Genomic DNA, 15,173 nt, shown 5'->3' with positions numbered 1-15,173 from the left:
TTTACGCTAAAGATTCATGTTATTTTATGTTGATTTAGCTACATGAAAGAAAATTCAAATGAGCAGTTGACAATTAAAATTTGGAAATGGAAAATCAACTGCTCAATTGAGATTGAAAAACGATTAATAGGGTTGGTTTTTTAAAATACGGAGAACTGGACGCCACCGCTGAACCATCTTCCCGGCATAGGAATGAGATTGGTTTCGGTATAATTGGTGTTGAATAAATTATTTCCCTGAACAAAAATTTCCCATTTAGGAGTTTTGTACATCAATTTGGAATCGAGGAGGTGATAATCGCCCAAAGCTACTCTGTAGTTATAGCGATACACCCACTCAACAGAGAGGTTTTTGATAATATTATGGTTCAATTTGGCAGATAACTGATGTTTTAAATTGTCCAAAGTATAACGTGACAACAAAGCCCCGTAGTCCTTTAATTCATTGTCCAAATAGGTATAACTCAATGAAATTTTGTTCAGAATCATGTTGTGAAAGCTATGTTCAGCCTTTAACTCGAATCCTTGAGTATTGATTTCGGCTAAATTATAAGGTTTCCATTTGTCATCTTCGTTTTCTTTGACCCAGTCGATGAGGTTTTCATTTTCTCTTCTGAAAACATTGGCTTCGATGGTAACATATTGATGGTTAAATTTATAGCCAATTTCATAAGTGAGGGCTTCCTCGGGTTTTAAATCGGGATTTCCTTCATTTACAGGATCTTGGTAATATAAATCGGTATAAGTTGGTGTACGGTAGGTTTTTCCGATATTTCCATAAATCCTATGATGCGGATTGAACGAATAGCCAACATCGATTCCTGGATAGAAATAAGAACCAAAATCGCTGTAATCTGCCCACATCGCTCCTGGAGTGATGCTTAGTTTTCCTTTAAGTAAACTGATTCTATGTTCCAAAAACAAGGAAATCGTGCTTCTGTCCCAGTCTCCCAAATTATTGCTGCTTAAAAATTCTCTTCTGCCTTCTACGCCAAATCCGGTAATCCCTAATTTGCTTTTATAATTGGTGTTGATCGTTGCTCCGGCGGTATTGCCGATGTGCATATTTCTGTAAATCGAAGGATCTTCACGAACAAATACATACATGTCTTGATGTCTTCTCCAATAAACCGAAGGAGAAATTTCTAAGTTTTCAAATTTGAAATTACCTAAAAGGCTGACAACTGAAGATTGCGTTTCTTCGTATTGTTCAGTTGCTGAAGGTGTAGCATAAAATCCGTTTGCACCAAATCTCTTTTCGATAAATCCACCTTGAAGACTGATAGAATGTTTCCCTAAATTCAATTCGTTTTGGTACCAAAAATTGGTTTTTTTACTATCGGTATTGTGGCGATAACCGTCGGTTTGATTGTAATTTCCTTGAAACATCTGCTGAAATTTCGTTCCACCGGTTTGCACACCAGCATTTACTCCAAAAGTTCCAAATTCGCCACCTTCCAACCCAAGTTGCAATGAAGGAGTAGATTCGGTTTTGGTAATAATGTTGATGGCTCCGGTATAGGCGTTTTGTCCATAGCGCCTTGAAGCAGGACCTTTGACGATTTCGATTCGTTCAATGGCTTCCAAACTCACCGGAATGTCCATGGAGTGGTGACCGGTCTGGGTGTCGCTCATACGGACGCCATTGATCATGATCAAGGTTTGTTCAAATGAGCCACCTCGGATGGCCACGTCAGCTTGAAGGCCGTTTGTGCCTCTTTGGCGTACATCGACTCCTATTTGATGAGAAAGAAGTTCTTCTATGGAATTGACCGGAAGAAGTTGAATGTCTTCCTTTGTGATGATGCTCACACTTCTATCTGTTTGCGATAGTGGGAGGGCTATACGGTTGTCCGAAAGATAAACTTCCTCTAAAGTGATAGAGTCGATTTGGGCATGTCCCAATTGGAAAAGACTTCCCAAAATTAATAAGAAATTCAGTTTTTTCATTTTCATGATGTTGCTTTGCGAAGCCAAAGATAGATGGACTCCATTTTTTAGAAAATGATGAATGTTTGGTGAAAAAATGAGGTGGTTTCTAAAATTATGTTCATAGCAGACGTGCAATTAGGATAGAAGAATTTTGTTCTTGATCCTATAAAATTCGCCATAAGATTCAATAAAAAAAGCACCTCATTTCTGAAGTGCTTGATGTCCCGGCTGAGCCGGGAGGACTCGAACCCGTCTCGGCTGAGCCGAGATGACAGGCAGGAAAATTACTGAATATTTAATTCGTTTAAATCCCCATCGATGAGCCATTTCAAATATTGATGGTTTTGACGTTTGAGCATTTTTTCATATTTCAATGCATCTGATTTCAATTCAAAACTTCTGGTGAAAACCAAACACCAATCTTTGGTTTGAGAAGTGAATTGACTTTTGCCACTGAGGTGTTCTTCCAATCGAATTTCTAAGTTGTTTGTGTAACCTTTGTAATACACATCCAAAGATTCAGAATAAATGATGTAGACCAAAAAATTCGCCATAAGATTCAATAAAAAAAACCACCTCATTTCTGAAGTGGTTTTTGTCCCGGCTGAGCCGGGAGGACTCGAACCCGTCTCGGCTGAGCCGAGATGACAGGCAGGAAAATTACTGAATATTTAATTCGTTTAAATCACCATCGATGAGCCATTTCAAATATTGATGGTTTTGACGTTTGAGCATTTTTTCATATTTCAAAGCTTCTGATTTCAATTCAAAACCTCTGGTGAAAACCAAACGCCAGTCGTTGGTTTGAGAAGTGAATTGACTTTTACCACTGAGGTGTTGTTCCAATCGAATTTCTAAGTTGTTTGTGTAACCTTTGTAATACACATCCAAAGATTCAGAATAAATGATGTAGACAATAAAACTGGCCATAAGAACTAAAATAAAAAAGCACCTCATTTCTGAAGTGCTTGATGTCCCGGCTGAGCCGGGAGGACTCGAACCCGTCTCGGCTGAGCCGAGATGACAGGCAGGAAAATTACTGAATATTTAATTCGTTTAAATCCCCATCGATGAGCCATTTTAAATATTGATGGTTTTGACGTTTGAGCATTTTTTCATATTTCAAAGCTTCTGATTTCAATTCAAAACTTCTGGTGAAAACCAAACACCAATCTTTGGTTTGAGAAGTGAATTGACTTTTGCCACTGAGGTGTTGTTCCAACCGAATTTCTAAGTTGTTTGTGTAACCTTTGTAATAGATGTCCAAAGATTCAGAATAAATGATGTAGACAATAAAACTGGCCATAAGAACTAAAATAAAAAAGCACCTCATTTCTGAAGTGCTTGATGTCCCGGCTGAGCCGGGAGGACTCGAACCCGTCTCGGCTGAGCCGAGATGACAGGCAGGAAATTATCAATTGTTCAAATCATTTAAATCCCCATCGATGAGCCATTTCAAATATTGATGGTTTTGACGTTTGAGCATTTTTTCATATTTCAAAGCTTCTGATTTCAATTCAAAACTTCTGGTGAAAACCAAACGCCAGTCGTTGGTTTGGGAAGTGAATTGACTTTTACCTCTGAGGTGTTGTTCCAATCGAATTTCTAAGTTGTTTGTGTAACCTTTGTAATAGATGTCCAAAGATTCAGAATAAATGATGTAGACAATAAAACTGGCCATAAGAACTAAAATAAAAAAGCACCTCATTTCTGAAGTGCTTGATGCGATCCGGACGGGACTCGAACCCGCGACCACCTGCGTGACAGGCAGGTATTCTAACCAACTGAACTACCGGATCAGTCATTTTGGGACTGCAAATATACATGAATTTTTATATCCACCAAACTTAAATTAAAATTCTAATGAAATTTCTTTAAAATTATTATGGCACAAAAAAACCGGAGTAAAACTCCGGTTGTGTATTTTATTTGCAATCAAAAGATTACATCTGTTGTCTGTCCAGTTTTTCCATTCTCGAATCGGTAATGTCAGAAGACATGATGATTGATGGAATCAATTGTTGGGTCAATTTTTGTTTGGTTTGTTGTTCGATTTGGTCCACCAAGAAAGTAGCATCTTCTACTTTTGGAGCTTCAGCAACTGTTTTTACTTGGATGACGTAAACTCCGGTGTTTCCTTTAATCGCTTTGGAAACTGATCCCGGTTTTAATCCAAATGCTGCTCCGGCTACGTTTGGTTCTGCGCCTTTTCCTGCGATTTGAGCTGATCCAAATGTAATGGATGAATTTCCTTTAACCGCTCCGAAATTGCTAGCAAAAGCATCCAAACTCGGGCTTGCGCCTAATTTTTTATTGACTTCTTCAACCAATTTTTGGTGAATTAAAATCGGTTCAACTTCTTTTCTTACAGATTTTGCAGATGCCAATCCTTTTGAAGTTTTGGCATTTAAATGAACGATGATCTGGTCTTCATTGGTTGTCGTAAAAAGAAATGAACTTCCCGGCTTGGTATCTTTATTAAACGCCCAACGCAAAATATCATTGTCTTTTTCGTTGCTGAAACCAGTTGAAGGATCAACCAAAGGTTGGGTATAATATCTTGTTACATTTTCAGCCGTATTGTAGTTGAATCCTTTTTTCTGTGCCAAATTGGCAAAATCATTTAAAGATTTTCCTTGTACATCTTGAGCAAAAGTACGTGCATCAGAGAAATTCTTATCAGAAGTTGCTTGAGAAGGCGTGATGTCTTTGATGATATTGGCAAATTGATACCCCGTCGTGTTTTTTACACCATCGATTTTGATGATATGAAACCCAAATCGAGATTCAGTCAACCCGATTTCTCCGGTTTTATGCGTATTCAAGAATTGTAAATATTCAGGAGCGATGTTTTGCGCACTACGGCTTGTCCAACCGATGCTTCCGTTTTTCACTTTAGAACCCGGATCTTCTGAATATTGGTTTACCAATGCGGTGAAATTACCAGCATTTGCTTGTGCTACGATGCTGTCAGCTAGAACTTTGGCTTCATCTCTGGTTCTGGTAACGGTTTCGTTTCCAGTTCCTTTGTATGAAATCAAAATATGGCTAGAACTGATAGAATCTGCAATTTCTTTTGATTTGGATATTTTTACCAATTGGTAAGCGTTTCCGGTTTTAAATGGACCGCCAACTTGACCTACACTTCCGGTTGTTAAAAAATCAACATAGTCTGCCGGTAATTGCGCAGCATATTGTTGTATTTCTTTTCGGGTGATGAATTGTCCTACAAATGGACGATCTGAATATTTTGAAACATAAATAGAGTCGTTGCTTGCGCTTGCAAAGGAAGGAATCGTATCGTTGATATTGTTTACTTTGTCAACAACAACTGTTCCGGTCAAATATTTTTTGATATCGTTCAATGCATTTTGATCATCTTCAGCAGATGGAGTTGCAGGAAAATACACGTAACTTAAATCAACAGTAGCTTCGCTTTCATAAAATTTCGGATATTTTTTAACGTAAGCATTGATTTCGTCGTCGGTGATTTCGACTTTGTATTTCTTTTTCAAATCATCATAAGACGCAAAAGCATAATCAATGGTTGCGTTTTGAATGTTTGCAACTTGTTGGAATTCAGCCTCTTTGCTGGTTGTCGCAACGCCCATTGTTACCAATTCCATGTATTTTTGACGCAAAATATTTGGCTTGGCTTCTTCAAACATCATGATGAAATTTTGGTAAGCCTGACCGGTTCCTTGAATACCCTGTTCAGCTTGAGATTTTAATTGACCGATTTGGGTTTTCAATTCGGCAGCATCTACCATACCGTATTGTTTGGCCATAAAAGACCAAACTTCGTCATCGCTTACTTCCAAACCTGCTTTTTCGGCTTGAGCTAGAATGATTTTTTTGGTTATCAAATTGTTCCAAACTTGTTGAGAAACTTGATTTTGAGACAAATTATTTTGATTAGAGCTCGCGATGGATTGAGCATTGATAAATTCTGCAACAGAAATAGACTCTCCGTTGATGTTCCCGACTTCATTTGGGTCACCTGTAAAAATGCGTTTTACGACAGAATTCTCACTAAATAAATCACCGGCTACAAATGCCAACATTGCTACCCCGATTACAACTACTAGTAACCAGGTTTGTTTGCGGATATCTCCTAAAATTGCCATTATCTTGAGTCTTAAATATTAAATTTTTGGTTGGCGAAATTACAATAATTAAATCAATTTGAAAATTTGAAACCCATAAATTTTGAAAATGAGTGGGTTAAATTGGTGTTTTGATGAAAAACCGATAAAAATTTAGAATTTTTCACCTTCATAGAATTTGATTCCTTGATTGTTAAATAACATGTATTCGCTCAGGTCATCTTTGGCTTCAAGTCCATTGTTGGCCTGAAGTGAATCTCCTTCAATTGTGATGATGTAAACCGTGTCTTGTGTGAATATGCTTCTTTTCTTTTTGTTCCAAAATAGTTTTTGGGTTTTCAAAGTATCTCCTTTTTCATTGATCACGATCACATCGCCTCTTCCTTCGTACCAACCTTTCATTTCGTTCATCAATGCCCAATTGGCGCGCATATATCCCGGTGAGTCCGGATTTTTATTGTAAAAATCCATTTCCAAACCTTTTGGGAATTTGGTATAGGGCGAGTCGATCATGGCGTACTCTTCGATTAAAGGTGAGCGTAAATTTATTTTTAAAAATCCTGAATCTTTAAAGATCACATCTGCATTAACCAGAGATCGGCTCGGGAAGTCTTTTTTGCGTTTGGAAAGATCTACTTCTTCGGGTTTTGTACAAGCAAAAACCAAAGCAGAAAGATAAATAAGCAACCACCTTTTGCGAAAGAATAAAAGTGAAGAAAAAGGTTGGGCGGCCATATTGACGAATTAGTCGATCACGCGTTTTCTAAACCAAATATCGTTCAAAGTAAATCCAATTTTTACGTTGGCATAGTTTTCTTGAATGACAGAAGAATTGGGTTTACCCAATTGACCTAATTCAACCGCTAAATTTAACATCGAGGCATCACGGTCTTTCCCGACTGGAAATCCAAATCCTACAGTCATCCCATATTTTTTGATGCCAACTTCACCAAATTGTAAGGGTGTGGCTTCGTAAAATCCTCCCAATCGATACGTAACTCTGTCAAAATAGCTTTTGTAACTATTAAAATTAGGAATCCAATATCCTCCTGCGGAAATTCTAAATCTGGTGTCTATATTGGAGTTGTCAGCTTCATCCATTTGATAAGCACCCCAATCACCCCAATCCAACTGCGCACCAAACATCCAGTGCAAATCTTTGCGGTAAGAGGCTCCGATGGAAACGGATTGTGGCAATTTCATGTCGCCGTATATTTTATGGTATTGGATCGTGTCGATGTTTTGAGGGATGTTGTCCATCAACATATAAGTCGAAGTCATATCCTCGATTCTCGCATTGACATTTGCGCCGAGTGTATAAGTTCCTCCGGCTTCAAAATGTTTGTTTGTACCGATTTTTTTGGAATAATAGGTTCCTGCGGTAAATTGAAATCCGCTTAATTTGGCTTCGTACGAATAATCTGTCACCAATGCCAATCCTTCTGTAGTGATGATTTGATGGCGATTGAGGTCACCAAATAAATAATTGGCACGAACCCCAACTGAAAACTCAGGTGAAACATTATAAGAACCCATTACATGAAAAGAGTTGACACCACCTTCGCCTTTATAATCATTTCGAAAGCGGAGCTCATCACCTTCCGTGATGGTGCTTAAATCATATCCGATGGAGGAATAAGGTTGAAATCCAAATCCGGCTCTGGCTTTTGTACCCACCGGAAAAGCAAGTGAAACGTTGGATAGATAAGTAGTGCTTTTTTTAGAAACCATACTTCCATCATCAAATTGACTCATATGCGTATTGACACCCAAATCAAAAGAAGTGACGTTCAGGTCTTTATTGGCAGCAGGGTTGTAAAAATTTGCGCCGGCGCTATAAGGATTGGTGTTAAAAACCGAAATCCCACCCATTGCAGCTTGCTCTATGTTGTTGTCAAAAAGTAAACTTCCTACACCAAATGCAGAATATGGCGAAGTAGAAATGCTTTGTGCAAATCCTTGAATTCCCATTCCTACCATACCCAATACGACCAATACGCTTTTGATTTTCATGCGTTTTTTATAATTTCAATTTGCAAATATGATGATTAGATTGGAAACTGCAAAAAACCCATGAGGAATTGCTTGTTAATGAACTATTAAAGTTTGTTAAGGATGTGGGCTGACAAAGGGAAAATGGAAATCATGAAAAATATTTTTTTGGAATATCAGAATTTTTATATATTTGCAGTCCCAAATGAGTAGGTGCCTTAGCTCAGTTGGTAGAGCAAAGGACTGAAAATCCTTGTGTCCCTGGTTCGATTCCTGGAGGCACCACTTACTAAAAGCCGTTTCGCGAGAATCGGCTTTATTTTTTAAGATGCATTTTCTATATATTTTATACAGTAAAAAGTTGAACCGATATTATATTGGAGAAACGGCCGATGTATCATTTCGATTGAAATTACATTTAGATAAAGCGTTTTCTACATCATTTACTTCTAGATCCGATGATTGGGAGTTGGTGTTTAGTTTTCAAACCCAAACCAAAGAGGATTCCTTATATCTAGAAAAATTCATCAAAAGAATGAAAAGTAAAAAGTTCATTGAAAAAATAATGGGAAATCCTGAAATATTGAAGGAAGTCTTAAAAGAAAAAAAATAGTCCCTGGTTCCCCCGACGCTTCGGGGCTGGAGGCACCACTTACTAAAAGCCGTTTCGCGAGAATCGGCTTTATTTTTTAAGATGCATTTTCTATATATTTTATACAGTAAAAAGTTGAACCGATATTATATTGGAGAAACGGCCGATGTATCATTTCGATTGAAATTACATTTAGATAAAGCGTTTTCTACATCATTTACTTCTAGATCCGATGATTGGGAGTTGGTGTTTAGTTTTCAAACCCAAACAAAAATTGATGTTAGGAAAGTAATTTATCAGGATTCTGTCTGCTGTCAAAAACCCTAAGAATAATAATTCTTTCAGATTCTACACGATAAATGATTTTATAACTCCATTGTGTAAAAAATCGGGTGTGTTCTTGATTCAGTATAGGTTCTATCGGAAATTTGTTTGGAAAGTCGCCTAAAGAGTTCCCTAAATCCAATATAGTATTTACAACATTTTCGGCATTTTGTGGACTTCGGAAATAAATATAGTCATAGATGGCTTGAAGTTCCTCAATTGCTTTTTCCCGCCATTCTACCTTTAAACTCACTTTTTGCTGAAAATTTGATGGCGTACTTCTTCGGTGGAATAGGTTTTAAGTGTTCCAGCTTTAATTTGGTTGTCCACCACTTCCATGTCTTTTAGATATTGGGTTTTGGTTATGGTTGTACCGTCCGCTTCATACCCAACAACCGTTTCAGAACTTAATAAACCCTCTATTTGTTGCAATAAATTATCGTCAGACAAATTGAGAATTTGCTGAACGATATTTATTTTTAAAGTTTCTGTATTCATATCGCTAATTTAAGAAGATTTAATTTGATTTGTTCAGAGTTCCATTATATTATTTGTGTATTCATTTTGCATGATTGGTTTATAGTCCATAAAAATTAACGCTTTATTCTTTTTCAATTTGGCTTCAAATAAATTAATTACCGTAATTTTGAACGCTTTTAATTAGAAATTACATGAACGATATAAAAGTAGGAATCATCGGTTTAGGATATGTGGGTCTACCTTTAGCGCGACTATTTGCTACGAAATTCCCAACTATAGGATTTGACATCAATGAAACCAGAATCAAAGAACTAAAATCGGGTGTTGACAGTACTTTAGAAGTAGAAGAAGAATTATTGAAATCCGTTTTGGTAAATCATCCATCCGAACTTAAAGGCCTTTATATCAGTCATCAATTGGATGATTTGAAGTCTTGCAATTATTTTATCGTTACTGTTCCTACGCCGGTTGACAAAAACAACCGACCTGATTTGACGCCGCTTTTTAAAGCAAGTGAAACGGTAGGGAAAGTCCTGAAAAAAGGCGACATCGTGATTTATGAATCCACGGTTTATCCAGGAGCAACGGAAGAAGATTGTATTCCAATTCTGGAAAAAGTGTCAGGTTTAAAGTTCAATGAAGATTTCTTTGCCGGTTATTCGCCGGAACGAATCAATCCGGGAGACAAAGAACACACCGTTGAGAAAATCCTAAAAGTAACTTCAGGTTCCACGCCGGAAGTTGGCAAAAAAGTAGATGAACTCTATAAATCGGTTATTACAGCCGGAACCCATCTGGCGCCAACCATAAAAGTCGCAGAAGCAGCAAAAGTGATCGAAAATTCGCAACGCGATATCAACATCGCTTTTGTAAATGAATTGGCCAAAATCTTTAACCTCATGGGAATCAATACCCATGATGTCCTGGAAGCTGCCGGAACCAAATGGAACTTTCTTCCGTTCAAACCCGGATTGGTCGGTGGACATTGCATAGGCGTTGACCCATATTATTTGGCACAAAAAGCACAAGAATACGGCTACCATCCTGAAATCATTTTGGCGGGAAGAAGGTTGAACGATTCTATGGGCGAATACGTCGCTTCGCAAGTCATCAAATGCATGATCAAACAAGGAATAAAAGTAAATGGCGCACAGATTTTGATGCTGGGAGTGACTTTTAAAGAAAATTGTCCCGACGTTAGAAATACCAAAATCGTAGACGTCATTCATGCCTTGGAGGACTATGAAACCCAAATCTCGACCTATGATCCTTGGGCCAATCCAGACGAAGTAATCCATGAGTATGGGATCAAAAGTGTGAATCAATTGAATGGTGCAACGCAAAAATTTGATGCGATCGTTCTAGGTGTAGCACATCAAGAATTCCGCGATTTGGATTTTGAAAGTTTGAAAAAAGAAAAAGCCATCGTTTTTGATGTAAAAGGCATCATCGAGGGAACTGTTGATGGAAGATTATAATTTTCATGAACCCCAATTTTGTAAGAGACTGTTTAAGTTTTATAAAAAGATAATAAAGGGTTAGTTATTGTTACTATACGAAATTAAATCCGTTAAAATTTAGACAGGCTCTAATTCTTTAGAAAAAGAAAATTTCTGCAAATTCTTTTCTGAATTGGGTTTGCGAAAAATCGAATCAAAATTTACGAAATCATTACCTAGGAATTGCATCAAATTTGATGTGATATAAAAGAATTATTCCTATACTTGTCGAAGTTTAATTCGAATTTCAAAGCTGTTAAAAACGCCGTTTTTCAATTCGGATAAATTTCCTAACATCCTGATCTGACACACCTTACTTCGCTTAAACCGGACGTAGAGAAATTTATTATGAATGAGAAATTTTCGGATTATGCGAAATCCTTTGTACCTATTTTCCCGGGTCTTTAGTGTCCTGTTCCTTTTTGTTGTTTTGATTGATTCAAACGCTCAAACTACCATTTATGAGGAAGATTTTGAGGAGTTGGTTCCCGGAGCGATTGTCTATGAACACCAGGACAGCTGGCAGCAATCCGGCTCTACTTATGGCTTTTTAGATTATACGCATCAATTTGGCATTCATCCCGGAGGTCAAGCCATTTCGGGACAATCATTGGGAATTTCGCTTTATAGCGACGAAAATCTAGAGGTCTATTTTGGATTCCAATACACCTCCTGTGAGTTCCCTACTCCTTTTGATTTGGCGACTTATAAAGCCATTTCCACTTCGGGACATGAAAACATTCAACTTCAATTTGACTGGAAAGGAATGGGCGAAAATTTAAATGGAAATTGGGTGGACTATGGCCAGATAGGTTATAGCACGACAGGCGGGCCGCCGTTTATCTGGTTGACCGAAGGCGGATTTTCAGGCGATGGTTTCTACCATGATCAGGCCAACGCCCAAAACATTATTGTTTCATTCCCCGAAGAGGCTGCCAACCAACCCAATTTTACCCTTGCTTTTCGTTCAAAAGCCAATAATTGTGGGGGTGCGGCACCTCAATTCATCCTGGATAATCTGGTGCTAAGCGGAACAACGGATGTGCAGAACCGCAGCCTAATCGTTTCGGGTGCTTATGAGGGAGCTACTTATGCGGACGGAACCTATTCCATTCAAAACAATACAAACATTACGCTGACTTCGGGTAACCGGGTCGGATATGAGATAACAGGCTGGACGGGAACGGGCAGTGTGCCTTCAACGGGAACGAGCGGAACATTGACGATTGATATATTGGAGGATTCGGAAATCCATTGGGTCTGGGAGGAGAGCCAACCTCAGAATATTGCTTTTCTGGATGTGGATGGTTCCCAGATTCTGACCTTTAACAACAGCCGCTATAATTGGGAGACACCTGTTTTCAGGCTAATTCATCAGGGAGATACTGCGGACGAATATGAAATTGAAATCAATACATCGGCCGATTTTACCGGAACCTCCTGGATGCAAAACTATACGGGAAGTTTCCCCGGAAATGAAGCCGTCAGTTTTATTTTTGACAATGGATTTAATCCTGTGAACAATACTACTTATTATGTGCGCGCCCGTGCAAAAGGGATTTCTCATGGGATTTGGAGTGACTGGAATGCTGCATTGCAAAGTTTTACGCATCAATTGGGCGGAGAAATGGCCGATTGGTTCCAAACGACCCAAGCTCAGTTTCAGTCAGATGAAAACGAATTTACCGAAATAACTTCCTCCGGAGAAGTCAGGGTGATGGATGCGGAAAGCAATGACTTTCTAAACGGAAGTTTTGAAAATGCTTTGACAAACTGGAATACCCAATCCAATCAAAGCTCTAATTATATTGCGGACATAAGCGAGAAATGGGCAGTTGATGGAAATTATTCAGTAGAATTTTACAATCGAAATCCATTTGTAAACGGATATTTTGAAGGAGATTACATTCAAATCAATCAAATTGTCGATTTAACCGGCGTTTCCCAATTGTTGATGACTGCAAAATATGAAGGAAGTAGTGTTATGAATGTTGAACTCAGAGTTTATATAAGTGAAGTTTATGGTCCGGAAGAAGAGTTTGGAACCTTGGTTTACCAATGGACTCCTGATTCCAATTTCGCAACCGAAGACCTCGAAATTGACCTTACATCTTTTATGTTGAGCGGAGAAAAAAGAATCCAACTGATGTACTATGTGAACGACCAGCAAACCGGCGTTGCCCAACATAAAATATTGAATCTGGATCACGTACGTACAACAACGGCTACAGAAGGAGAACTGCGTTCTACAGCGATAAATTTGGCATCGATTCCGGAAGCGACAGCTTATCAAAGTTTAAGTTGGAACCAAACATTGGGAACTGGAAATTTGACCTTAAAAATTCAGGAAAGAACGGGAGAAATTTGGTCAGATGTGCCAGGGTTTGATTCAATTTCTATGGCTGGAGATGGACTTCATACCATCAGTTTAGCTGAAATGCCGGCTTTTGATCAGATTCGATTGGTAGGGATTTTAAGCGGAGAAGAAGTAGCGCTCCAAGATTGGTCCGTTCAATTCAGAGATGGAGATTGTCCTTCCGAAACCATTTGGGATGGAGCTGCCTGGTCTAACGGTATTCCGATTGATCCAACCGTTAAAATCATCATAGAGGCCGATTTTACCACCGATGAATCCAATACGCTTAACCATGAATTGGTGGGCTGTTCGTTGGAAGCTTTGGCGGGAGTGGAGGTGATCATCGATTCGGGATATAGTTTGATTCTGGATAATGAATTGAATGTGGACGACGAAAACGGAGCGAGTTTTATCATTGAAAACGATGCCAATCTTTTACAAATAAATCCGGTGCAAAACACAGGGAAAATCACCCTCAAAAGACAAGCAACGGTTCCTTCGAACCAATATAATTATTGGGCCTCACCGGTTGTAGGACAGAATTTGTATGCGCTTTATTCCGGTATTCCCAATAACAGGGTCATGACGTATAACACCTGGAATGATTATTTTTCTATCGTTCCGGCCGGAACTTTGTCTTCATTCGGGAAAGGATATTCCATCAAGGGCTCTGCTTCCAATTATCCGCAGGGCAGCGATGATCCGGAAGATATTTGGGTGACCGCTCTTTTTGTGGGCGTCCCTCAAAATTCATCGGAATATGAAGAAGAAAACCGGATTCCACTTGATACCCTGGGAAACAAATACAATTTGATCGGGAATCCTTTTCCGTCCAATTTGAATTTGAAAGAATTGTATTTGGCCAATGAAGATCAGTTCTACAATGATGAAACCGAAGAAACCCCGGCTTTTTATTTCTGGGACAACACCGGAAATATGGAATTAACGCAGCAAGGTTCGGGATACAGCGGCAATAATTATGCGATTTACAATCCATTATCAGGTGGTGTTGCGGCGACAGGAGGAGACAAAATGAAAAAACCAAACGGCATCGTAAAACCGGGACAGGGATTTATCATCAAAGCGGCCGAAAATGCAACTTCTCTTCTGTTGGACAACGATATGCGTACAACGGCTACCCGTTTGACTGAAGATGGAGATGAAGCCGTTTATTATAAAAACCCGGAAAACAATGGCTCCCGAAAGCAGAATTCTAAATTTTGGATAGAATTGGTCAATCCAAACGGCGTTCATGTTCAAATGGCAATCGGATATTTTAAGGAAGCGGACAATGGATTTGAAAAATATGATTCTCCGATTTTCAATGAATCCGTTTCAGAAAATATTTATTCGATCAGCAAAGACGATAAAAAACTGGCGATTCAAGGTCGTCAGGGACCTTTCCGGAAATCAGATGTCGTTCCGCTGGGCGTTAAGATAGCGAATCCGGGAAAATACAAAATACAGTTGGAAGACAGATTGGGGATATTCAATACTCATCAAACCATTTATTTGCGTGATAAATTAACCCAAACGGTTCATAATCTGTCCGAATCGGCATTTGAATGGGGAGCGGAGCCGGGTGAATTTACAGACCGATTTGAGATTGTGTACAAAAAAGGAAATATTGCAAAAGAATCCTTATTGACAGGAAATAATGATCTCAAAATTCAAAAAATCAACAAACAGATTGTCATTTCATCAGAAAAAGAAAAATTAGCAGAAGTTGAAATCTTGAATCTTTCGGGCTGGTCGTTGTATCAAAATAATTCGGTCAATGCCAAGGAGTTAATCCTACCGGCTGAACAATTTGGGAAAGGAATCATCGTTATTAAAGTGCAAACAGAAACAGGTGAGATTGTATCCCGAAAAATGATCAACAAGTAGAGAAAG

14 protein-coding genes and 2 tRNA genes are annotated in these 15,173 nt (G+C 38.6%); 5 read left to right on the top strand and 11 right to left on the bottom strand.

All coding sequences use genetic code 11. The features are described 5' to 3' along the window. Positions 1-140 precede the first annotated feature (140 nt). From HU137_RS04130 to HU137_RS04090, 9 genes are all read right to left on the bottom strand, one after another. On the bottom strand, positions 141-1,949 hold the full coding sequence (locus tag HU137_RS04130) for a TonB-dependent receptor plug domain-containing protein (protein WP_182042530.1): 1,809 nt from the start codon (positions 1,947-1,949) through the stop codon (positions 141-143). Between the two features lie 266 nt (positions 1,950-2,215). Beyond that, positions 2,216-2,512, bottom strand: coding sequence for a GIY-YIG nuclease family protein (locus HU137_RS04125; protein WP_246361476.1), 297 nt, complete (start codon positions 2,510-2,512; stop codon positions 2,216-2,218). Between the two features lie 79 nt (positions 2,513-2,591). After that, positions 2,592-2,861 carry a GIY-YIG nuclease family protein gene (locus HU137_RS04120; RefSeq protein WP_182042529.1) on the bottom strand — a complete coding sequence of 90 codons (270 nt, stop codon included), beginning with the start codon at positions 2,859-2,861 and terminating at the stop codon, positions 2,592-2,594. 106 nt (positions 2,862-2,967) lie between these two features. Continuing rightward, positions 2,968-3,237: a GIY-YIG nuclease family protein gene (locus HU137_RS04115; protein WP_182042528.1), complete on the bottom strand. Its 270-nt coding sequence runs from the start codon at positions 3,235-3,237 to the stop codon at positions 2,968-2,970. Positions 3,238-3,345: 108 nt separating this feature from the next. Continuing rightward, positions 3,346-3,612: a GIY-YIG nuclease family protein gene (locus HU137_RS04110; protein WP_182042527.1), complete on the bottom strand. Its 267-nt coding sequence runs from the start codon at positions 3,610-3,612 to the stop codon at positions 3,346-3,348. Positions 3,613-3,656: 44 nt separating this feature from the next. After that, a tRNA-Asp gene (locus tag HU137_RS04105) sits at positions 3,657-3,730 on the bottom strand. Positions 3,731-3,874: 144 nt separating this feature from the next. Beyond that, the gene (locus HU137_RS04100; RefSeq protein WP_182042526.1) at positions 3,875-6,058 is read right to left on the bottom strand and encodes a peptidylprolyl isomerase; all 2,184 of its coding nucleotides are present in this window, start codon (positions 6,056-6,058) and stop codon (positions 3,875-3,877) included. A gap of 132 nt (positions 6,059-6,190) precedes the next feature. Continuing rightward, entirely contained in the window at positions 6,191-6,772 is a 582-nt protein-coding gene (gene lptC / locus HU137_RS04095; RefSeq protein WP_182042525.1) for an LPS export ABC transporter periplasmic protein LptC, read from the bottom strand. 9 nt (positions 6,773-6,781) lie between these two features. Beyond that, complete coding sequence (locus HU137_RS04090; RefSeq protein ID WP_182042524.1) at positions 6,782-8,050, bottom strand: aromatic hydrocarbon degradation protein; 1,269 nt, start codon at positions 8,048-8,050, stop codon at positions 6,782-6,784. Between the two features lie 191 nt (positions 8,051-8,241). On the opposite strand from HU137_RS04090, the gene HU137_RS04085 reads away from it, so the two are divergent. The 3 genes from HU137_RS04085 to HU137_RS13115 all read left to right on the top strand — a co-directional run bounded on the left by HU137_RS04085 (position 8,242) and on the right by HU137_RS13115 (position 8,948). Continuing rightward, positions 8,242-8,314: transfer RNA gene (locus HU137_RS04085), tRNA-Phe, on the top strand. Positions 8,315-8,357: 43 nt separating this feature from the next. Then, positions 8,358-8,642 (top strand): GIY-YIG nuclease family protein, encoded by a 285-nt coding sequence (locus HU137_RS04080; RefSeq protein WP_182042523.1) that lies wholly within the window; start codon positions 8,358-8,360, stop codon positions 8,640-8,642. Positions 8,643-8,723: 81 nt separating this feature from the next. Next, positions 8,724-8,948: a GIY-YIG nuclease family protein gene (locus tag HU137_RS13115; protein WP_182042522.1), complete on the top strand. Its 225-nt coding sequence runs from the start codon at positions 8,724-8,726 to the stop codon at positions 8,946-8,948. Here HU137_RS13115 and HU137_RS04070 read toward each other — a convergent pair. Together HU137_RS04070 and HU137_RS04065 are read right to left on the bottom strand one after the other, a co-directional pair. Next, positions 8,902-9,198 (bottom strand): type II toxin-antitoxin system RelE/ParE family toxin, encoded by a 297-nt coding sequence (locus HU137_RS04070; protein ID WP_182042521.1) that lies wholly within the window; start codon positions 9,196-9,198, stop codon positions 8,902-8,904. The two genes, HU137_RS13115 and HU137_RS04070, sit on opposite strands and share 47 nt — an antisense overlap. Continuing rightward, positions 9,195-9,443, bottom strand: coding sequence for a hypothetical protein (locus tag HU137_RS04065; RefSeq protein WP_182042520.1), 249 nt, complete (start codon positions 9,441-9,443; stop codon positions 9,195-9,197). Before HU137_RS04065 ends, HU137_RS04070 begins: the two co-directional genes overlap by 4 nt. Before the next feature lie 173 nt (positions 9,444-9,616). Here HU137_RS04065 and HU137_RS04060 point away from each other — a divergent pair, with 173 nt between their 5' ends. Together HU137_RS04060 and HU137_RS04055 are read left to right on the top strand one after the other, a co-directional pair. Next, a complete protein-coding gene (locus tag HU137_RS04060; protein WP_182042519.1) occupies positions 9,617-10,903 on the top strand; it encodes a nucleotide sugar dehydrogenase in 1,287 nt (428 codons plus the stop codon). 391 nt (positions 10,904-11,294) lie between these two features. Beyond that, positions 11,295-15,167, top strand: a complete 3,873-nt coding sequence (locus HU137_RS04055; RefSeq protein ID WP_182042518.1) for a hypothetical protein — start codon at positions 11,295-11,297, stop codon at positions 15,165-15,167. Positions 15,168-15,173 lie beyond the last annotated feature (6 nt).

Origin of the sequence: Moheibacter lacus, from assembly GCF_014042165.1 — a bacterium.
Lineage (GTDB): Bacteria > Bacteroidota > Bacteroidia > Flavobacteriales > Weeksellaceae > Moheibacter > Moheibacter lacus.
Note: the sequence above shows the minus strand (reverse complement) of the source record. Positions and strands in the feature narration are given on the sequence as shown.